This window comes from Paenibacillus sp. 23TSA30-6 (assembly GCF_014858585.1).
Lineage (GTDB): Bacteria > Bacillota > Bacilli > Paenibacillales > Paenibacillaceae > Paenibacillus.
Genome location: NZ_SLTL01000004.1, coordinates 206,566 through 227,395 on the forward strand (window position 1 = coordinate 206,566; position 20,830 = coordinate 227,395).

Sequence of the window (20,830 nt, forward strand, 5' to 3'; positions counted from 1 at the left end):
ATTTTTGGACATAATTGACATTCGTTCAATTCGGCATATATAATCACTTTGCACATGTGAAAATCAGGAGGATATTGCTTCAGTTGCATTTTGAAGTTGGAAGAAGGGAGTCTCTATCTATGGAAGGAGCTATCGCGATTCGCTCGGAAATACGCACCTGCCTGCAACAAAAAGGATATACACTGAGAAGCTTTGCAGATCTGTCTGGAGTAACGGTAAGTTATCTCAGTACGTTACTCAATGTCGAGAAAATCAAACCTATATCGGTAAGATATATAGATGTCATGGCAAGCACATTAGGACAGCCAGAAGGCTGGCTATATGAGTTGTATGTGGAAGAATGCTTTGTTACGGGAAGCCCACATCGCAGTCGAATTAAACCCTTTTTATTGCGTTGCGTAGAGATCGGCCGTAAGGACTGCATAGCCGTCGTTCTATCCCGTATGCTGGAAGATTTAAACCAGCTTGAGTTGGTATTTGAAATCGCGGAGGAAATACATAATGCAGATAAACCGAAGGAAGCTATTCCCTTCTATGAATGCATAGTGGAAAATGAAAAATATCAGCATTCAGAGCGTTTAGCCATAAGCCACTATAGGCTTTTTCGTGCTGCGCTTGGACAGAACTTGGAGCAGAACCGTGAAGCAGCGATACGGTTTGCACCTTTTCGCAACCGTTTACCAGTAAACTATCAATTAGATGGTTATTATAAACTGACAGGTACATCGTTTAATCAGCATAAATGGGATGAAGTCGAGGTATACGCTGATGAATTCCAAATCGTTGTAAAAGCTGCATACAATGATAAAATACGTAGATTAGAAAGCAAGAAGAAGGCTGAACCACTAGTAACGGATCAACCTTTTGTTTTTTATTACGGATATAGTTATCTCTCGAAGTCTACAGCCCTTCAAAAGAAGGGAGAATATGAGGAAGCAAAAAAATACATTTCAGCCTACGCTGATCTGAGTTGGGTGCAAGGTTTAAATGCAGATGATCGAAAACAAATAGAACAATTTAAATTATGGGCGGTAGGTAACAGATACACACTCGACTTACTTTCAGGCAACATGGCGGTAATCCCCGGTTACATAAAATATTTAAAAGAGCATCCTGATGAAATACTAGCGGGGCTACTTACTATTTTAGAATCAGCGAATAAATATGGATTTCTTGTGGACGAAACATTAGAAGAATTCCGAGAACACACTTTAGGATTTGACCAGCGTAACGATATGACACACAGAACTTATTATTCCTCTTTTCTCCAAGAGCTTGCGATCTATAATTTCAAAATTCAGAGGATGCATGAGGGCCTCAATTGCGCCTTGCATTCCCTAATATTATCCATTATTATGAATAACGACAGTGATTTCAAGCAAAGTGTTACAATGTTTGAATTTTACAAAGAGTCTGCTTCCCCGAGCAAAAAAAAGAGTACGAAAAAATTGTTAAGGAGGAATGGAACCGTGAAAAAGTCTCTAATTATTCATCTCATTCTGGCTTTTGGACTACTTAGTTTAATTCAACCGATATGGCAAACCTCAACTAATGCCAAAGATAGTATCACAATAAATAATCATGGAATGAGTTAAAATACTGCACTTCGCTTATAGCAGAATACATCTATTTCTAAAATGAAACCTCGTTATAAAGACACTTCATTGGACTACATTCACTACCAAAAAAGCTAAGCTCATCCCACTTTCAAAATTCGGGATGAGCTTTTAGCATTCAATTTCATTAATTCTAATGTATGACTTGGATAATAAGCATTAATTCCTAGCTAAACTTTTTTCAAAGTTAGATTCATTCTCTAATTTATAAACTTTGCACTGCTGGCACTTCTCCATCTTCGAATCGCTTAAAAAACGGCAGCGCATACGCATCGATGTCTTCAACAATCTCTTGGATTACCCGTTTCCTTTCTGTTTCCGTAGACACATGGTAATCCCTGTTTTCCGTATATTTCTTGGTCAGAGCAATCAACTCAATGTGTCCCTTGTACCACCCCTCACAAAATAAAAAGAGACAGCGGGCTATTACACCCACACTGTCTCTGCTGAATCCCAGCTTGATCTACTTTGATACGTATTATACTTTGAATTTGCCGATTTGCCCTTGCAGGTCCTCTGCCATGGTAGACAGGTTTCTTGCAGCTGAAGCAATTTCCTCCATGGATGCCAGTTGCTCTTGTGTTGCAGCAGACACGTGCTGTGTTCCGGCTGCGGCTTCCTCGGCAATCGCTGAAATTTGTCTGACAAAGCCAACGACTTCATCCGTACTTGCGGACATTTGCTCCGATCCAGCAGATACCTCTTCAATCTCACTCGCTACTTTATTAACGGTTTCCTGAATCAGTTCAAAGGATGCACCTGCATTCTGCACGACTTCCCGACCTGTCATGACATCTTTTCCATTGGACGCTACAGCCTCGATCGCATGGGCAGTGTCCTTTTGAATCAACCCAACAAGCTCCGTAATTTGTTGAGCAGAATGAGCCGATTGTTCTGCCAACTTGCGCACTTCACCCGCAACTACAGCAAATCCGCGACCGTGTTCTCCCGCTCGAGCCGCTTCAATTGCAGCATTCAGGGCAAGTAGATTTGTCTGACTTGAAATATTGGTGATCACATCAATAATCTTGCCAATTTCGTCGGAACGCTCTCCCAATCCAGCCATAAGATCAGCCAGACCATTCATCGAATGATTTACGGCGTTCATCTGTGTAACAGCCTGCTGAATCAGTTGGTTACCTTCAGCTGATTTGTGGGCCGCATCCTGAGCAGATGCAAATACATTTTGCGCACGAATGGCAATTTGTTCAACACCGATGGACATTTCTTCAATAGCCTGGGACGACTTTGTCACCATATCCACCTGTTCGCCCGTTCCTGTTGCTACTTCTTGTACCGTTTCGGTTATTTGTGCGGAAGCTTGGCTATTTTGTTCTGCGCTGGCTGTCAATTCCTCTGAGGAAGTAGTTACCAACTCTGACGTTTTACTAACCGATTGAATCAGTTGGCGCAGGTTCTGGACCATTGCATTAAAAGAATGCGACAAGGCATGGATCTCGTCCTTGCTCTTCACTGTTATTTCCTCGCCCGTCAGGTCACCTACTGCTATTCTTTCAGCAGCGCGACTGATTCGCAAGATTGGTTTGGATATGGATTGCGCTATGAGGATAGAAATCACCAGCGCCAAGACGACTGCTGCAACGCTTAAAACGATGACCATTTGTCTACCTGAAATATAGTTGTCAACTGCTTCTTCCGTAGTCAGTTTTGATCCATCTGCATTCATTTTAATGAGCTTAATAATCATATCGTTTGCGTTATTCCATAGCGCATAAGACTCTTTGTGAAGAATGCTTGATTGAGCATAATCGTTAGCTTTGCCCGCTGCAATCACTTCTGGCAATTTATCCAGGTACTCTGAATATTTTTTGGAGAAATCATCATACATTTCACGTTCTTGAGGAGTAGCAATTAATTTCTCGTATGTTTTTCGGCCGTTCTCGATCTTTTTCAAAACCTGATTGTATTCAGTTTCAACCTTTTTCACTTCCTCAGGGTCACGTTCTACAATTATATTCAATGAGAGCCGCTCTACATCGGAAACATCACCGTTTAGAGTTCCCAGGATAGTCACACTGGGCATCCAGTGGCTATCAATTTCCATCGAAGTGTCACCCAAGTTTTTCATTTTTGAGATGGATACCAAACTAATGATGATCAATAAAGCAATTACCGCAAGAAAACCCAATAACAATTTTGCTCGGATGTTAAATTTCATACATTCGCCCCTCAATCTCTTTATAGTACATATTATATCGACATGAATCGACACATTGTTTATATCAAATTAAAGAGATTTTTCAGAACTGTTTCCAAAAGGAAAATTTTACTTTGTGATGATTAGTGAAGCTGATTCAGGTTTGTTTTATAAACAGCGTGGAACGTGTTATGTTGATCTCGAGCAATAGTTCCGCCATATAGCGAGGGGAATGCTTAAAAACCTCCTTTACTCATTCTATGATCATCCCTAAAATAGCGTAGGCGTAGTAACTTGGTATGGTTGCAAGAAAATCTTCTTCTGGTCGCGGACTAGCCGTTGCCGAAATTACACTTAGTGTGATTCCTTTAGTTGTTCTAATCATTTTCGGCATATTAACTGCGTTAGCCTCATATAGCATTTATTCTCTTTTAACCTTTATACAGTTGAGCCTTTTACCCAGTCTTTTTTTGATGAAACATTAGCCTTCACCAGTATCAAAAATACCGTTATTTATTGGATTTTTCACAATCCCAATAAATAACGGTATCAATTGATATGCTACATATAAGTTTATCAGTTCAACATAGCTAATCTCGGATCAATCATTCTAACCCTTTCAGGACACCTTATTCTCAATCCGCAGCTTATCAGCTACCATCGCAATAAATTCGCTATTCGTTGGCTTGGATTTAGAAATATTAATCGTATATCCAAATAAGTGAGAGATACTGTCGATATTGCCACGTGTCCATGCTACCTCAATGGCATGACGAATGGCGCGTTCCACGCGGGATGCCGTCGTTTTAAATTTTTCGGCGATTGCCGGATACAATGTTTTGGTGATGGCACCCAAAATTTCGATATTATTGTACACCATGGTAATGGCTTCGCGTAAATATTGGTAGCCCTTAATGTGAGCTGGCACACCGATTTCATGGATAATGGCCGTAATACTGGCATCCAGATTTTTCGTTTTACCCATTGGCACCACATTAGACCGCATGGAAGAAATGGTCACCGGACTGCTGCTGACTAACTGTGGTCCCACCAATTGGCGAACGCGGTTCGCAAGCACTTCCATATCAAACGGCTTCAAAATATAATAAGATGCCCCGAGCTGTACGGCCCTTTGCGTAATATTTTCTTGACCAAATGCAGTCAGCATAATGATTTTTGGCTGTGGAGACAGGTTCATTTCTCTCAAGCGCTCCAATACGCCGAGACCATCCAGATGAGGCATGATAATATCTAAAATAAGTACATCAGGTACGTTGCGGGATTCTGCGATGTGTTGGAGCACTTCTTCACCATTATAGGCGATTCCTGTAACTTCCATATCCTCCTGATCGGAAATATATTCGGCAAGCAGATTCGTAAATTCCCGGTTGTCATCAGCCAACAATACCTCAATTTTTTGCAATGTACTTCCTCCTTATTGAGTGTTATTCAGTTGGGATATCAGTTTACAGCAAATAAATATTTCTTGTCGGAGTATATGATTTCGACATCGAATTATGAATTCCTTCTGTCGAAAATTATTTTTATTTATTTTTTTTATGGTTTCCATTATAATTAATTCTTTAACTTGCTATTACGAGCTATTTCTTGGCCTTTCGACAAAAAAATCTTAAGGCCACTAGCTCGCCTTAAGATTAGAGGATGAATTCAAGCTTACGTTATTCTGCATGATTCCTGCATCGCGCAGCATCCATTCAATAAAGCAGCCGTAGCCTGATTTCGGATCGTTAACAAATACATGCGTCACAGCCCCGATGAGCTTGCCGTTTTGAATAATTGGGCTTCCGCTCATCCCTTGTACAATTCCCCCGGTCTTGTCCAGCAGCTTTGGATCTACGATACGGATAACAAGTCCTTTGGTTGCCGGTTTATCCTGTTGAGAAATGTGTACGACCTCTGCCTGAAACTGCTGAATCTGCTGACCTTCCAGTACAGTCAAAATTTCTGCGGGTCCTTCCTTGACTTCATTCGCAAGTGCTACAGGAATCGGCTTGGAATACAAACCATATTGCGGCTCATCTGACATTTTCCCAAAAATCCCGAAGTTCGTGTTTCGTTCAATATTACCTAATACCCGATGATCCTTGAGAAAATGTGCGCGTTTTTCCCCAGGTTCACCACTTTGACTTTTCGCAATTGACGTCACATTGGATTGTACTATTTCCCCGCTCCCCACAACAATGGGGGTCTGGGTATTCATGTCGGTGATTACGTGCCCCAAGGCCCCGTATACTCCCTGATCCGGTGCATAAAAGGTCAAGGTGCCTACACCCGCTGCCGAGTCCCTGATATACAGCCCAAGCCGCCATGCTTTGTCATCACGATCATAAGCTGGTGTCAGCTTGGTTGAAATCGTCTGCTCCCCTCGGCAAAGCGTGATGTCGAGCGGCTTTTTGTTCTTGCCTGCTTCCTCTACAGCCTCCGCTACCCTTGTCAGGCTATCCAGCGGTTTGCCATTCATATGGGTGATCCGGTCACCGAGACGAATCCCGGCTGTCTCTCCAGGTGACACCTTGCGGTCCATACTTTCCTGAATGACATGATGACCAACAACAAGCACCCCTGAAGATTTTACTTTGACCCCAATCGTCTGACCCCCTGGATACACCTTCAAGTCGGGAATTACGCTATCTTGAGTCGTTTTCGCTGCATGGGAACCGAATAATTCCAGAGAAGCTTGTTGAGGCAGCGCTGCATGCACAGGCTTGACGTTACCGATACAACAAATAAGAAAAACAAGCAAAAGACCGAGCAATTTGATCCTGGAGTAAAAATTCAATGGCTGTCACGCTCCCTTTGCTTCTTTCGCTTGACGAGTAAAGGTGGTCGCCAATTGCGTACCTATAAGGTAACCTTGCCCCCAGGCTTTTATAACTGTTAATCATTACGCCAGCCGCTCTTTTCAGGCTTTCTTTCCTTCCGCCAGATTCAGCATTTCCTGTGCGTGATGCAAAGTTTTTTCGGTAATTTCCACGCCGCCCAGCATACGCGCCAATTCCTTCACACGTCCGTCCTCGTTTAACGCCTCAATTTGCGTCATTGTACGTTCGTCATGAACATTTTTTTCAATGAGATACTGATGATCCGCCATACATGCCACCTGCGGCAAATGAGTAATGGAGAAGACCTGACAGACGGAAGACAAACGATACAGTTTTTCCGCAATGGATTGAGCCGCACGGCCACTGACCCCAGTATCCACCTCGTCAAAAATGAGTACCGGAATTTGATCATGACGGGCAAAAATACTTTTCATCGCCAACATGATACGGGACAGCTCACCACCAGAGGCAATCTTGCCCAGTGGACGAAGTGGCTCCCCCGGATTCGGCGAAATCAGAAATTCCGCATTATCAATGCCCTGCTTGGTTGGCCGTACCCGCCGACCTTTATATTCGTATCCGCGCGGATCTTGAATCGGATCAATACGTACCTTGAGTGACGTTCTTTCCATTTGCAGATCCTTTAGCTCCTGCTCTACCTGCTCGGCCAGCTCTTCTGCACAAATTTCACGCGCTTCAGTGAGCTCTTCTGCAATCTGGAGCAAATCCGAAAGCAATTCATCCCGCTTGGCAATTAACTGCTCCAGCCGTTCATCCTTATTCTCCAGCATATCGGTTTCCTGCTCAATACGGCTATAGTATTCCAAAATCTGCTCAATACTATCACCATATTTTCGCTGTAATCCGGTAATTTGGTTTAGCCGTTGCTCCACTTCATACAGCTTGCCTGGATTAAATTCAATATCCTCACGGTATGAGCGTAATTGGAACGCAGCATCCTCTAACTGGTAAAAAGCAGATTGAATCTGCTCCGCAATGGGCTGGAGGCTTTTGCTGTCGTAACCTTGGACATCATTCAAGCTGGACAACACGTTATTAATCATGTCCAGTCCGCCTCTGCCGCTTAGCAGCTCATAGGCTCCTGATATCCCATCCATCATTTTCTCACTATGGGATAGCTTGACCCGTTCTTCTGCCAATAATTCATCCTCTCCCAATTTAAGCTCGGCAGCAGCAATTTCCTCCAATTGAAACCGGTACATGTCCAATAGCTGGTAGGCTTTTTGACTGGAGCTTTGCAGCTCCCGCACTTCCTTTTCCGCTTTGACAAAAGAATTATACCGCTCTCTGTAGAGCGTTTTGACCGGACCGATGACCGAATCACCGAACGTATCCAGCAACGTCAGGTGGCGGTCTGCGCGTAGCAAACTTTGATGCTCATGCTGACCGTGAATATTGACAAGCTGCTCTCCTACCTCGCGCAGCATCGTTAAATTAACCATTTGACCGTTAATCCGCGAAGAACTTTTTCCTTGTACGGTCAATTCCCGCCGAATCAATAGATGTTCTTCCGCATTCGCCTTGATTCCTTGTTCTTCTAACGTTGCCCAGACCGGATGCTTCGCAGGAAGCTCAAACAGCGCCTCCATTTCTGCCTTTTCGCATCCATAACGGACCAGATCGGCGGAACCTCTGCCTCCAGCAATCAGACCGAGAGCATCAATAATGATCGATTTACCCGCGCCTGTTTCCCCGGTCAATACGTGGAACCCTTTATAAAAATGAACATCGACAGCCTCTACGACTGCCAAATTTCGTATAGATAAAGTGACCAGCATCGTTCTTTCACCTCTATGATGTACGAATTCAAACGTCTAATAAGCCTGAGAAATGTTGTTCAGGAAATGTAGCCCATAAGACGATTCACAATAGCCTCGCTGTTCTCTTCCGAACGGCAAATAATCAAAATGGTGTCATCGCCACTAATGGTGCCCATAATTTCAGGCCATTCAATGTTGTCCAGTAATGCTGCAATCGAATTTGCCGTCCCCGGCAAGCACTTCATCACGATCAAATTGGTCGTATAGTCAATATGCAAAAAGTTATCCACCAATGTACGTTTCAGCTTCTGCGCCGGGTTATATCGCTGATCTGAGGGCATCGAATACTTATATCTGCCATCATCCATCGGAACTTTAATAAGCAGCAGTTCCTTTATATCCCGAGATACGGTAGCTTGAGTGACCTGAAAACCAGCCTTGCGTAAAGCTTCCACCAGATCGTCCTGCGTTTCAATTTCCCGTTGTGAAATAATTTCCCTGATTTTAATATGTCGTTGACCCTTCATAAAATCCTCCTATGGATTAATCTTCATATTCCTCTTCTTCGATGTCTTCCACCAATGTAATAAGGCGGATACTCCGATCGTCCGTATCAACGTACAATACGCCCGCACAGCCCGGATAAAGCAGTAGATAAGGCATAAGCCTGTCCCGCAAATCAGGACCATTCCACTCCATCGGTCTCTTGCGACGTGACGTTTTGACCATATATGTCGAACCTTTTCGCACAGCCACATAGTCTATAAACAAACGGCTATACACGGTATGTCCATTCACTTTAAAAGCAAGCGGTATTTTCATCTTTCCGCCCACCAGTTCATAACCCGCGTCTTCCAGCAAGTCCACAGCAGGCCCTTCGTCCATTTCCTCGTTAATCGGTATAGTCTTTAACACAAGCGGTCCCGGCTCCTTTAACCAGGTACGCAGGCCGTAAAATGCCCATACCGCTAATATTACACCGATCACAACAATGATAACCGTATCATATCGCGTATCCATGAATCGATCACCTCATGGACATATTCTAGGACAGAAGGTAAAATCCCTTTTCTCCTGTATATCTCATTATAGGCGAACGTGAGTTCGTTAATCAATCCCTCACACCAAAAAGAGGTTCCCTTAAGTTCACAGAACTCTTGAGAACCCCTGAATGTTACTTACGCGACGGACCATTATTGAAGGTCTGACCTGCTTCCTGAACAGTAAGGTCAATTAACGGACGGAAATCAACATTTTCATTTTGCGGGTCTACACTAGCCGACTTATCCAAACGCCAATGCGCCAAAAATTCTATATTGCCTTCCCCACCCGTAATAGGGGAATAAGCCAATCCTTGCAGCGAAAGTCCTAGCTCATGCGAGAACGTCAGGATGGTTTGCAACACTTCTTTATGCGTTGCGGAATCGCGGACGACGCCGGATTTCCCCACCTTTTCACGTCCGGCTTCAAATTGCGGCTTGATCAGAGCCACAATGTCAGCAGGCTGATGCAGCAACGCAAGCAATGGCGGCAAAATAATGCGCAGCGAAATAAATGAAACATCAATACTTGCGAAATTCGGTACAGGACCGTTCAAATCCGCAGGTGTCATATACCTGAAATTCGTTTTCTCCATTACGCATACCCGTTCGTCATTACGAAGCGACCAGTCCAGCTGATTATATCCCACGTCAATGGCATATACATACTCCGCTCCATGCTGGAGGGCACAATCCGTAAAACCTCCGGTGGATGAGCCGATATCCAGCATCGTCCTGCCCTTCATGTCCAGCTCGAATTGACGGATAGCCTTTTCCAGCTTCAAACCTCCACGGCTTACATACGGATGCACTGCACCCTTTACTTTAAGCTCGCTATCGCGAGGCACCTTCATACCCGCCTTTTCGATCCTTTCACTGTCGGCCAGTACTAGACCTGCCATAATGGCAGCTTTGGCTTTTTCGCGGCTTTCAAAAAAGCCTTGTTCTACAAGTAATACATCAATGCGTTCCTTCGGAACAGACATGTTAATCTCCCTTTAAGGCAGCTACGCTGCTTTCGTCATACTTTTTCAAAAATAACATCTTTTTCGCTTCCATTCCCCTATACCGATTGTCCCATGCCATACGCTGGCTCGGAAGCCCATTTGCGAAGCTTCAGGCATACGGCTTCAACGGTAAGACCCACTTCGGCGCGTTGCTCCTTGATCGAACCATGCTCCACGAACATATCGGGAATCCCCATCAAGCGCACCTGTGCATCCTGTATTTCTTCTTTGGCGTAAAATTCCAGCACGGCGCTACCCAAGCTTCCCGCTTCGGAAGCTTCTTCCAATACGATCAGCTTTGTATGCTGACGAGCCAGCTCACGCAGCATATCTTCATCCAACGGCTTGAGGAAACGGGCATTCACAACTCCCACCTGCAAACCTTCTCGTTTCATCGCGTCCGCAGCCTCTGTTGCCACCTGGAGCATTGGCCCCGAAGCGATTACAGCGAAGCCCTCACCCTTGCGTAAAGGCTCCCAACTGCCAATAGGTATAGCTTCCAATTCTTTGTCCATCGGCACACCAACCACATTTACACGCGGATAGCGGTAAGCAATCGGGCCATCGTCATAATCGAGCGCTGTCTTCATCATATGTCGCAGCTCGTTTTCATCCTTGGGCATCATAAGCACGAGATTCGGGATATGACGCAAGAACGCTACATCAAACACGCCATGGTGGGTTTCCCCATCCGCCCCGACAAAACCGGCACGGTCTATCGCAAACATCACGTTCGCATTGTGACGGCAGATGTCATGTACAATTTGGTCATAAGCACGCTGCATAAAAGTGGAGTATACCGCAAATACCGGCTTCATTCCTTCCATTGCCAAAGCGGCACACATGGTAGCTGCGTGCTGCTCGGCAATGCCGACGTCAATCATGCGTGCAGGAAATTCCTTACTGAACGGCACCAGCCCTGATCCACCAGGCATAGCAGGTGTAACCGCAATGATACGCTCATCCTGCTCAGCCAGCTCAATCAGCGTTTGCCCGAAAATTTCCGTATACATCGGATTGCCCACGGCTTTGAGTACCTGACCGGATTCAATTTTGTATGGGCTGATTCCGTGCCATTTATGTGAATCTACCTCCGCAGGCTTATAACCTTTACCCTTGGTAGTTACAACATGCACCAACACGGGGCCAGTGACGTTATCCGCCTGCTGGAAGGTTTCAATCAACTTGGGCAGATCATGTCCGTCTACCGGACCAAGATACGTCAGCCCCAGTTCCTCAAATAGCACGCCCGGAACCATCATATATTTAAGACTGTCCTTGACACGGCCAGCCGATTTGGCAAGTTTACCACCGATAGCAGGAATCTTTTTCAGCAAAACTTCCAGCTCATCCTTCGCCCGCAAATAATGACGGTCCGAGCGGATTTTGCTCAAATAATTATGCATTGCCCCTACGTTCGGTGCTATGGACATTTCATTGTCATTCAGAATGACCATCAAATTTTTACGTTCATGTCCGATATGGTTTAGCGCTTCGAAGGCCATGCCTCCAGTCAGCGCTCCATCTCCAATCATAGCAATGACTTTATTGTCCTCGCCCTTCAAATCACGAGCCAATGCCATCCCCATCGCGGCCGATAGAGAAGTGCTACTATGTCCAGCTTCCCAAACATCATGCTCGCTCTCGCTTCTTTTTACAAAACCGCAAAGTCCATCACGCTGGCGGAGGGTATCAAAACGATCCATCCGCCCTGTCAATATTTTGTGCACGTAGGCCTGATGCCCAACGTCATAAATCATTTTGTCCTTCGGACTGTTATAGCAGTAATGCAGGGCGATTGTGAGCTCAACCACTCCCAGATTCGATGCCAGGTGCCCCCCAGTCACGGACAGCTTCTCAATCAAAAAGCTCCTGATTTCCTCGGCTAGAGAATCCAACTCCTCAACCGACAGTGATTTCAGATCGCCTGGTTGCTTTATGTGTGGAAGCAGCACGCATATCTCCCCGCTTTCCTTCAAGTTTGTGTGTAAAGTTAACAAATATTATATCACACTTTTTCGTCATGCTTAAACGCAGACAAGTCAAAACAGACCTATCCATGCTAATGATCTCGCTTCATCAGGTAATCGGCAATCTCCAGCAAACGCGAAGAATCAGGTATACCGCCTTCAATTAACGCATTTTTAGCCGAAGCTGTGAGTTCCTCTACCTGCTGCAAAGAAGCCTCCATACCGATAAAATACGGATACGTAACCTTCTCCTGTTCAACATCGCTTTGCGTTTTTTTACCCAGCTTGCTCTCATCGCCCACCAGATCCAGGATATCATCCTGAATTTGAAATGCCAGTCCCAGATCGCGTCCAAAACGGCGAAGCGCCTCTAATTGACCCTTATCCGCTCCCCCGATTCGTCCACCAGCCAGCAATGAGAAAATAATCAAATCAGCGGTTTTGTGGAGATGTATATACTCCAGTTCCTCAATTCCCGTCATCCCTTGTTGGCCGGACATATCCGCGACCTGACCGCCCACCATGCCCCGCGCTCCGCTCATTTCAGATAATTCCTCCACGATGGACAGCAGCGCATCGGATGAAATTCCGTGACGACGACCCGCCTGTACGACACTGTAAAAAGCGTGGGTCAGCAATGCATCCCCTGCAAGTACAGCAACCGCCTCACCGTATACCTTATGATTCGTCAGTTTGCCCCGGCGATAATCATCATCATCCATGGCTGGTAAGTCGTCGTGAATCAGGGAGTACGTATGTACCATTTCTACCGCACATGCTATTGGTAACGCTGCCTCCCGGCTTCCGCCGAATGCTTCGGCAGCTGCGATCACAAGCAGAGGCCGCAGGCGTTTTCCACCTGCGGTGAGTGAATAATTCATGGATTCACGAAGAACGGCGGGAATGCTCCAATGAGCTGGGAATTGCTTGGTCAATTCAGACGAAACCTCATCCACCGTCCCGGTCAAATATTCCTTAAACGACGGTTTATTCAACGCCTTCACCACCGTTTTCATCCAATCCGCCGCCGAAAGGCTTCTTGCGCAAATCTCCGTCCTCTTCCACAATCATTTCAATTTTACGTTCAACTTGCTCCAGCTTCTGACTGCAAAGCTGAGACAGCTTCATACCACGCTGGAACAAATCAATGGCTTGCTCCAGAGGAACGTCTCCATGCTCCAGTTGTCCGACAATTTCTTCAAGAGCAGCCATAGCCGCTTCAAAATTCAATTCCGTTTCATTCGCCACCGTGCTTCGCGTCCTCCTTCATTCCCCATACTTGGCAGTCCAACTGCCCGTCACTCACTTTAATCTTGATGGAATCCCCCGGCTGTACGTCTTTTAGCGACTTGATTAGCCGTTTCTCCTGCTCATCATACACAAGGCTGTAGCCTCGCGACATGACCTTGAGCGGGCTAAGCGCATCCAACTGACGAATACCCGCGTGCAGTTGCTGCCGTCCCGTCTTGGTAATAGCACGCATTGCAGACTCCAACTGACGCTGTGCCGCATCTGTCTGCTTGCGGGCCGACCGGATTTGTTCGCGCGGGTTAAACCGCTCCAGCACCTGACGCATACGCGCATTCTTCTCCGCGTTCAGGCGCGAACGGTTGCTTGCTGCCCGAATGAGCCGCTGATGCAACATATCCATCCGCTCCGCATGCTGTAGCATATAGCGGCGCGGGTGCAGCAGCACCGGTGAGCGCCGGAGCCGGGTCAACCGTTCACGGCTGGTTTCCAGCCGCTGTCGGAGGGCGTTGCGCAACCGTTGCTCCCGCTGGAGAAGCTGATCCCTTAGCTCTCCCTGATGAGGCACAGCCAGCTCAGCCGCTGCGGTCGGCGTTGCCGCACGCAGGTCGGCCACAAAATCGGCAATGGTAAAATCCGTTTCATGCCCGACGGCCGAAATAACCGGAATCGCCGATGCATAGATGGCACGCGCAACCGCTTCCTCATTAAACGCCCATAGCTCCTCCAGCGAGCCGCCTCCCCGCCCGACGATCATCACCTGAACCTCCTGCATACGGTTCATGGCTTCAATCGCCTTAACGATAGAGGGCGCAGCACCTTTCCCCTGCACAAGCACAGGATAGAGCACAATTCCAGCTTGCGGATATCTGCGTTGAAGTGTCGTGATAATATCACGCACGGCAGCTCCGGTTGGCGAAGTAATGACACCGATTGTCGCCGGATGTGCAGGCAGAATGCGCTTGCGGGCGCTGTCAAATAACCCCTCAATATCCAGCTTTTGCTTGAGCTGCTCATATGCAAGGTAGAGACTCCCGACACCATCAGGCTGCATCTGGGTCGCATAAAATTGATATTGTCCATCCCGTTCGTACACGGATACGTTTCCCCGGGCAATAACACGCGTACCTTCCTTCGGTACGAAGGGGAGCCGCTGATTATGGGTCGCAAACATAATCGAACGAATGCGGCTGCCCTCATCCTTGAGCGTAAAGTACATGTGACCGCTCGAATGATGCGTAAAGTTAGAAATTTCTCCGCGTATCCATACGTCGGACAGTACCTGATCCGATTCCAGTTTCATCCGGATATAGCGATTCAGGTCCTTAATAGAGTAAATACGCTGTTCAGCCACAGGCAACCGCCCTTATGCCAAACCGTGCGACCGCTTGGCCGCTACGAGCGTATTTTGCATGAGCATAGTAATCGTCATCGGACCTACACCGCCGGGAACAGGCGTAATCGGACCGGAAACTTGCTTCACGCTCTCAAAATCAACGTCACCCGCCAGTTTTCCGCTCTCCAGACGATTCATGCCTACATCAATAACCACTGCTCCGGGTTTCACGAACGAAGCATCAATAAAGTTGGCTTTGCCGATGGCAACAACTAAAATATCCGCTTGCCGACTCAGCTCGGCTATATTCGCTGTACGAGAGTGACACATGGTCACCGTAGCATTTTCGCGCTGCAATAACAGCGATACCGGCTTGCCCACGATATTACTGCGACCAATGACTACCGCATGCTTGCCCGCAATTTCTACCCCCGCACGCTTGATCAGCTCAATGACTCCAGCAGGAGTACAAGGCAGAAGGCTATCATCACCGATAACCAGATTCCCCACGTTTACCGGATGGAATCCATCTACATCCTTCTCGACTGCAATAGCGTCAATGACTGCTTTTTCATGAATGTGCTTTGGCAACGGAAGCTGTACCAGAATCCCGTGAATATTACTTTGGTGATTCAACTTGTCCACCAGCTCCAGCAACGCTTCCTGCGAAGTATCTGCTGCCAACCGATGTACCTCGGAATAATAACCGAGATCATGACATGCCTTTTCCTTGTTTCTAACATATACCTGAGAAGCAGGATCTTCACCTACCAGTACGACAGCCAGTCCAGGCTGAAAGTTGTGCTCCTTCAGACGAACGACCTCCTGCTGAATGCCTGCGCGAATATCCTTAGAGATTTGTTTGCCATCAATGATCGGTGCTGACATGTTCAACCACTCCCCAACCTGAGTAAAATAATCTCAACTTAAAACCGTGCTTTCAGCTGCTCCAGCTCTTGTATAATCCGTCCCAGAACACCGTTGACAAATTTACCTGACTCCTCGGTGCCAAAATGCTTGGACAATTCAATCGCTTCATTGACTGCAACTTTAGCCGGCACATCCTCACGGAAAATCATTTCATATGCCGCCAGTCTCAAAATTTGGCGATCCACGCGTGAAAGTCTGCTGATCTGCCAGCCTTTAAGATAATCCACCAAAAGTTTGTCAATCGCTTCCTTGTGTTCCCAGGTACCCCGCACATGCTCCAATACGTAAGCCCTTAACACTGCTGCATTTTTGATGACTACTTCCGCTTCGTTATCCTCTGCCGCTTCCTGGAGCAACATATCTACTGCCGCTGCTGCATCCACTTCATTCATTTCCATATGGTACATGCTTTGTACCGCTATTTCCCTCGCCAGACGTCTTTTCATGCCCTGCCTCCTACGCTTGCCTGTATCTATTTTTTCATTTTAACCAATTCCACAAAAAAACCTGTGAACGCATCCTCCAAAACGTTGGGCGCAAAGAAGCTACAGCTCTATTTTGGAGAAAGCGTATCACAGGGTTCATTTAAAAGGACGCCAACGTTGCGACAGCCAGTCGCTCCAATCCTTCCAAGGGAGGAGGGAACCTAGCGCTGAGTCACTACGTCTTCCTAGCGTATATCCGATGAACACCATCAATGCAAAGAACAACATATTCCAAAAGCCTGCCCACAAATAAATAAACCCGAAAAAAATACCGGCCGTAATCCCCGTGACCCGGCCCTTGTAACTTCCCCATATTTCTTTCCAGGGCATCTGGGAAAATCACCTCTATTCCACACGACTCTTAAAGCTTGGTGACTGAGAAACATTGGCGATGTACACAGACACATTGGACACAGGAATTCCCGTAATTTCTTCCACATGGTCGTGTACCCCCTTTTGTACCTCGGAGGTTAAGACCGGAATGGAGCCTTCCCCATCCACAACCGCCCGAATCGTAATATCAAGTCCCGATTCCAGCACGCGAATACGTGCTTTCAAGTCCTGTACTCCACGAAATCTGGAGGCTGCTTTGAGACACAGATTTTCGATGGTATCCACTGAAATCTGAATGTCACCGTACTCTGTTCGTTGATCAATAGAGTGCTGTACCGTTTGATTCCGGCGAATGGAGATATAGAAAACCCGGAGACTCAACAACAACAGTACTCCTGCAATAATCAAGCTGGTAAACCACACTACCCGCTCATCCTGAATGCTTAATGCATACGGAATGGCCCCGCTCAGGAGGAGGATGGCGAGAATGGAAATAATTCCGATACTTAAGCTGTACAAGAACAGCAGAAGTCTGTCCATAACTTTAGCCACGAAACGCACAGCCTCCTTAAATTAGAGTAAACCCTCGACCCTTAAGGGTCGGGGGTTTGTACAAAGTATCGCTCTATTTAACCCGTCCGGCGCCCAGAACTTCTGGCTCTTCTACTTTTTCGGCATTTTTGAATTGAACATCGTGAATTTGCACGTTCACTTCAACAACGTTAAGGCCTGTCATGGTTTCAATGGAGCGCTTAACATTGTGCTGAATAGCAGCAGCCACCTCAGGCAGACGGTTACCGTACTCAATAATGACAGAGACGTCTACAGCAGCTTCACGCTGTCCGACTTCCACTTTTACACCTTTGGATAAATTTTTGCGGCCCAGCAGTTCGGCAAATCCGCCTGCAAATCCACCACTCATTCCCGCTACGCCTGGCACCTCAACGGTTGCTAGTCCGGCAATGACTTCAATAACCTCCGGGGCAATCTGAATCTCCCCAATTTCTGTACGCTCGAATTCGGTTGGCACTGTGCTCATACCTTCAACACCTTTCGGTAAAATAAGTTTCACTTCAGCTTTGGATTTCAAAGCAGACATGCTCACTTATTATCCATACTATATCATTTGGCGTTCATTATGACAAACTGAGGAAATATACCGATTAAACTTCGTTTTCCTCCAAAAATTTAATATCAAAATCGCCTTTGATGAAGGTCGGATGCTCCAACAATCGTTGATGAAAAGAAATCGTTGTTGGTATGCCTTCAATGGCAAACTCGGACAGAGCCCGCTTCATTTTGGCAATCGCTTCCTGACGTGTAGGCGCCCACACAATCAATTTGGCAATCATAGAGTCATAATAAGGAGGAATGCTGTAACCCGGATAGGCTGCGCTGTCTACGCGTACCCCAGGGCCGCCTGGAGGCAGATAAAATCCGATTTTACCCGGTGCAGGCATAAAATTGCGATCAGGGTCCTCGGCGTTAATACGGCACTCTATCGCCCATCCATTGATGGTGACTTCTTCCTGAGTAAAGGAAAGCGGATGCCCTTCAGCGACCAAAATCATTTCTTTAATCAAATCCACACCGGTAATCATCTCCGTTACGGGATGTTCGACCTGAATACGTGTGTTCATTTCCATAAAATAAAATTGATTATCCGGTCCGAGCAAAAATTCCAGTGTTCCCGCACCGGAGTATTGTACAGCCAAAGCCGCACGAACGGCTGCCTGACCCATTTCTTCACGCACATCCTGCGAAAGTACAGGACACGGAGCTTCCTCCAGCAGCTTCTGACGACGGCGCTGCACAGAGCAGTCCCTTTCGCCCAGATGCGCAACATTGCCGTGCTTGTCCGCTATGATCTGAATCTCCACGTGCTTCATACCGGTCAAATATTTTTCCAGATATACACCCGCGTTGCCAAACGCTTTTTGCGCTTCCTGCTGGGCGGTAGTGATTTGTTGAATAAGATTATCTTCATCCTCGGCGATACGGATACCTTTACCGCCGCCACCTGCTGTGGCCTTGATGATCACGGGATAGCCAATATCGCGAGCAATGGTAATGGCATCCTGCAGATCCTCCACCAGCCCGTCCGAACCCGGAATGACCGGAACCCCGGCATCCTTCATCGTCTGCTTGGCGACAGCCTTGTCTCCCATTTTGTTAATCGCTTCAGGAGAAGGACCAATAAACGTAATATTGCAAGATTCGCAAATTTCAGCGAAGTCGGCGTTTTCAGCCAAAAATCCGTAACCTGGATGAATCGCATCACATTCAGTCAATGTCGCAACGCTCATCAGGTTCGTAAAATTCAGGTAGCTGTCCTTGGACAGCTTCGGTCCGATACAGTAAGCCTCATCTGCGAGACGCACATGTAACGAATCCTTGTCGGCTTCCGAATATACGGCAACCGTCGAAATATTCATTTCGCGGCAAGCGCGAATGATACGAACCGCAATTTCTCCACGATTCGCAATCAATACTTTTTGAAATGTCATGACTTTATCCTCCCTGGGAGCAGTCTGGCTGAACCCTCAAAAAAGGGTACAAGCAAGCGTCTTACTCCGGTTTCACAAGGAACAATGGCTGGCCATACTCGACCAACTGTCCGTTTTCGGCCAAAATTTCCACAATTTCGCCCTTCACTTCAGCTTCCAGCTCGTTCATCAGCTTCATCGCTTCAATAATACACACCGTTGTTTTCTCGCCTACTTTACTGCCGATACTCACATACGAAGCCGTATCCGGGGATGAAGAACTATAGAAAGTCCCTACCATCGGAGATACGATTTTATGTAGATTGCTTGCATATTCCTTGTTTTCCCCAACAGATGCATGTCCTGCATCGGATTGTGCTTGTGGATTCGGAATAGCAGTTTGTGGTGCCGCTGTATAAACAGGTGCTGCCACAGGGGCCTGTACAGTAACGATCTCGCTTTTGCCCGGTTTACGGATCAACAGCCGAGTTCCTTCATTTTCAATTTCAAGCTCATGTACAGACGTTTCATCCACCAGCTTGATCAATTCCTTAATCTCGCTTAATTTGAACATCTCTATTAATCACTCCTTCAGCATTTTGCCGGTTGCTGATAACATTGTTGAAACAGCTTTATGTATTATATCACAATCATTAAAAATAGAAAGAGCCCGGAAATGTACAGAAATCCGGGCTTTTTCTCGATTTTTGTCTTATTGTGTAACATACTGGACACTGATCTTATCCTGTGTTACGTTCAATTCTTTCATGACTTTATCGACGATCGTTACCGCTTGTTTAGCATCCAGTTTTTCACTCAGAACTACTACCTTGTATTTATCAGCATCTTCTTCGCGGACAACCGCATTGGCGAACTGCTGCTGAAGCTCTTCCTCAATTCCGGTAATTTTCGCCTGTTTGTCTTCCAGTACATGTAGTTCTTTTTGTGCTTCAGCGGCTTTTTTGGCAGTGCTATCGTTCATTGCAGTCGTCAGCTCGTCATTTTTCTTTTGATTTGCCACATCCCGCTCCAGCAAGTAGTTGTCGATAACAGCAGCGGCCGTAGGCTTCGCGGCTTGTTCCGTTGCCACCTGATCGAGCACCTGCTGGTCCGTTTTCGCGGTGGATGCTGTTTTATCGTCACTTTTTGACGTCGTATCCGGCGCGGCAGCAGTAGTATTTTGATCCGATTTAGCAGACTCGGTAGCCGGGGCAGCGGCCGTATCTTTATTTTCGCCTGTAGTAGATTCGGTAGCAGGATCCGTTGCGGCAGCCGTGTCCGTCTTTGCGGAAGAGGCAGTCCCTTCTCCGGTAACTTCACCATTGGTCACCACTTCATTCACTTTCAGCTCGTTCAGTTGCTCTTCTGCCTTGCCTGTCGCTTCCTGGGCGGTATCCTGCTTAACCTTGCTCACTTGCTCACTGTCCGCCACAGGCGGGTTAGCCGGGCTGGAGTCCTCCGTAAACAGATAGTACGCAGACAGTACGACCATTAAACTCAGCATGGACACCAGCCAAACGGTTTGTCTTTTGTTATTCATGTTCCGTCCTCCAATATGATTAAATTAGGATTTTCATTTATCCCTGCTTATGATTTA

At 46.6% G+C, this 20,830-nt stretch carries 20 protein-coding genes; 1 reads left to right on the top strand and 19 read right to left on the bottom strand.

Annotated elements, in window-relative coordinates:
• Nucleotides 1-119 precede the first annotated feature (119 nt).
• Nucleotides 120-1,595, top strand: coding sequence for a helix-turn-helix domain-containing protein (locus tag E0698_RS05550; protein ID WP_192510868.1), 1,476 nt, complete (start codon nucleotides 120-122; stop codon nucleotides 1,593-1,595).
• 499 nt (nucleotides 1,596-2,094) lie between these two features.
• Here the strand turns inward: E0698_RS05550 and E0698_RS05555 are convergent, their stop codons facing one another.
• The 19 genes from E0698_RS05555 to E0698_RS05645 all read right to left on the bottom strand — a co-directional run bounded on the left by E0698_RS05555 (nucleotide 2,095) and on the right by E0698_RS05645 (nucleotide 20,773).
• Nucleotides 2,095-3,795 carry a methyl-accepting chemotaxis protein gene (locus tag E0698_RS05555; protein WP_192510869.1) on the bottom strand — a complete coding sequence of 567 codons (1,701 nt, stop codon included), beginning with the start codon at nucleotides 3,793-3,795 and terminating at the stop codon, nucleotides 2,095-2,097.
• 598 nt (nucleotides 3,796-4,393) lie between these two features.
• Complete coding sequence (spo0A, locus tag E0698_RS05560) at nucleotides 4,394-5,197, bottom strand: sporulation transcription factor Spo0A (RefSeq protein ID WP_134913747.1); 804 nt, start codon at nucleotides 5,195-5,197, stop codon at nucleotides 4,394-4,396.
• A 216-nt stretch (nucleotides 5,198-5,413) separates the two neighbouring features.
• The gene (gene spoIVB / locus E0698_RS05565; RefSeq protein WP_192510870.1) at nucleotides 5,414-6,574 is read right to left on the bottom strand and encodes a SpoIVB peptidase; all 1,161 of its coding nucleotides are present in this window, start codon (nucleotides 6,572-6,574) and stop codon (nucleotides 5,414-5,416) included.
• Nucleotides 6,575-6,697: 123 nt separating this feature from the next.
• Nucleotides 6,698-8,416 (bottom strand): DNA repair protein RecN, encoded by a 1,719-nt coding sequence (gene recN / locus E0698_RS05570; protein ID WP_192510871.1) that lies wholly within the window; start codon nucleotides 8,414-8,416, stop codon nucleotides 6,698-6,700.
• Between the two features lie 59 nt (nucleotides 8,417-8,475).
• Nucleotides 8,476-8,925: a transcriptional regulator AhrC/ArgR gene (gene ahrC / locus E0698_RS05575; RefSeq protein WP_014282217.1), complete on the bottom strand. Its 450-nt coding sequence runs from the start codon at nucleotides 8,923-8,925 to the stop codon at nucleotides 8,476-8,478.
• Nucleotides 8,926-8,941: 16 nt separating this feature from the next.
• Nucleotides 8,942-9,418 (bottom strand): hypothetical protein, encoded by a 477-nt coding sequence (locus tag E0698_RS05580; protein ID WP_134913741.1) that lies wholly within the window; start codon nucleotides 9,416-9,418, stop codon nucleotides 8,942-8,944.
• Between the two features lie 154 nt (nucleotides 9,419-9,572).
• The gene (locus E0698_RS05585) at nucleotides 9,573-10,424 is read right to left on the bottom strand and encodes a TlyA family RNA methyltransferase (RefSeq protein WP_134913739.1); all 852 of its coding nucleotides are present in this window, start codon (nucleotides 10,422-10,424) and stop codon (nucleotides 9,573-9,575) included.
• A gap of 77 nt (nucleotides 10,425-10,501) precedes the next feature.
• Nucleotides 10,502-12,400: a 1-deoxy-D-xylulose-5-phosphate synthase gene (gene dxs, locus E0698_RS05590; RefSeq protein ID WP_149093535.1), complete on the bottom strand. Its 1,899-nt coding sequence runs from the start codon at nucleotides 12,398-12,400 to the stop codon at nucleotides 10,502-10,504.
• 107 nt (nucleotides 12,401-12,507) lie between these two features.
• On the bottom strand, nucleotides 12,508-13,431 hold the full coding sequence (locus tag E0698_RS05595; RefSeq protein WP_192510872.1) for a polyprenyl synthetase family protein: 924 nt from the start codon (nucleotides 13,429-13,431) through the stop codon (nucleotides 12,508-12,510).
• Nucleotides 13,403-13,663: an exodeoxyribonuclease VII small subunit gene (gene xseB / locus E0698_RS05600; protein WP_007430920.1), complete on the bottom strand. Its 261-nt coding sequence runs from the start codon at nucleotides 13,661-13,663 to the stop codon at nucleotides 13,403-13,405. Before xseB ends, E0698_RS05595 begins: the two co-directional genes overlap by 29 nt.
• Nucleotides 13,653-15,017 carry an exodeoxyribonuclease VII large subunit gene (gene xseA / locus E0698_RS05605; protein ID WP_192510873.1) on the bottom strand — a complete coding sequence of 455 codons (1,365 nt, stop codon included), beginning with the start codon at nucleotides 15,015-15,017 and terminating at the stop codon, nucleotides 13,653-13,655. The genes xseB and xseA overlap by 11 nt, the downstream gene beginning before the upstream one ends.
• A 12-nt stretch (nucleotides 15,018-15,029) precedes the next feature.
• Nucleotides 15,030-15,887, bottom strand: a complete 858-nt coding sequence (folD, locus tag E0698_RS05610; RefSeq protein WP_192510874.1) for a bifunctional methylenetetrahydrofolate dehydrogenase/methenyltetrahydrofolate cyclohydrolase FolD — start codon at nucleotides 15,885-15,887, stop codon at nucleotides 15,030-15,032.
• Nucleotides 15,888-15,925: 38 nt separating this feature from the next.
• Nucleotides 15,926-16,375, bottom strand: a complete 450-nt coding sequence (nusB, locus tag E0698_RS05615) for a transcription antitermination factor NusB (protein WP_025683328.1) — start codon at nucleotides 16,373-16,375, stop codon at nucleotides 15,926-15,928.
• Nucleotides 16,376-16,510: 135 nt separating this feature from the next.
• Nucleotides 16,511-16,744: a DUF2273 domain-containing protein gene (locus E0698_RS05620; protein ID WP_192510875.1), complete on the bottom strand. Its 234-nt coding sequence runs from the start codon at nucleotides 16,742-16,744 to the stop codon at nucleotides 16,511-16,513.
• 15 nt (nucleotides 16,745-16,759) lie between these two features.
• Nucleotides 16,760-17,299, bottom strand: coding sequence for an alkaline shock response membrane anchor protein AmaP (amaP, locus tag E0698_RS05625; RefSeq protein ID WP_134913731.1), 540 nt, complete (start codon nucleotides 17,297-17,299; stop codon nucleotides 16,760-16,762).
• 73 nt (nucleotides 17,300-17,372) lie between these two features.
• Nucleotides 17,373-17,786: an Asp23/Gls24 family envelope stress response protein gene (locus E0698_RS05630; RefSeq protein ID WP_134913729.1), complete on the bottom strand. Its 414-nt coding sequence runs from the start codon at nucleotides 17,784-17,786 to the stop codon at nucleotides 17,373-17,375.
• Nucleotides 17,787-17,910: 124 nt separating this feature from the next.
• On the bottom strand, nucleotides 17,911-19,254 hold the full coding sequence (gene accC, locus E0698_RS05635; RefSeq protein ID WP_134913727.1) for an acetyl-CoA carboxylase biotin carboxylase subunit: 1,344 nt from the start codon (nucleotides 19,252-19,254) through the stop codon (nucleotides 17,911-17,913).
• Between the two features lie 61 nt (nucleotides 19,255-19,315).
• The gene (gene accB, locus E0698_RS05640) at nucleotides 19,316-19,807 is read right to left on the bottom strand and encodes an acetyl-CoA carboxylase biotin carboxyl carrier protein (RefSeq protein WP_134913725.1); all 492 of its coding nucleotides are present in this window, start codon (nucleotides 19,805-19,807) and stop codon (nucleotides 19,316-19,318) included.
• A 138-nt stretch (nucleotides 19,808-19,945) separates the two neighbouring features.
• Nucleotides 19,946-20,773: a SpoIIIAH-like family protein gene (locus tag E0698_RS05645; protein WP_192510876.1), complete on the bottom strand. Its 828-nt coding sequence runs from the start codon at nucleotides 20,771-20,773 to the stop codon at nucleotides 19,946-19,948.
• Nucleotides 20,774-20,830: the final 57 nt, after the last annotated feature.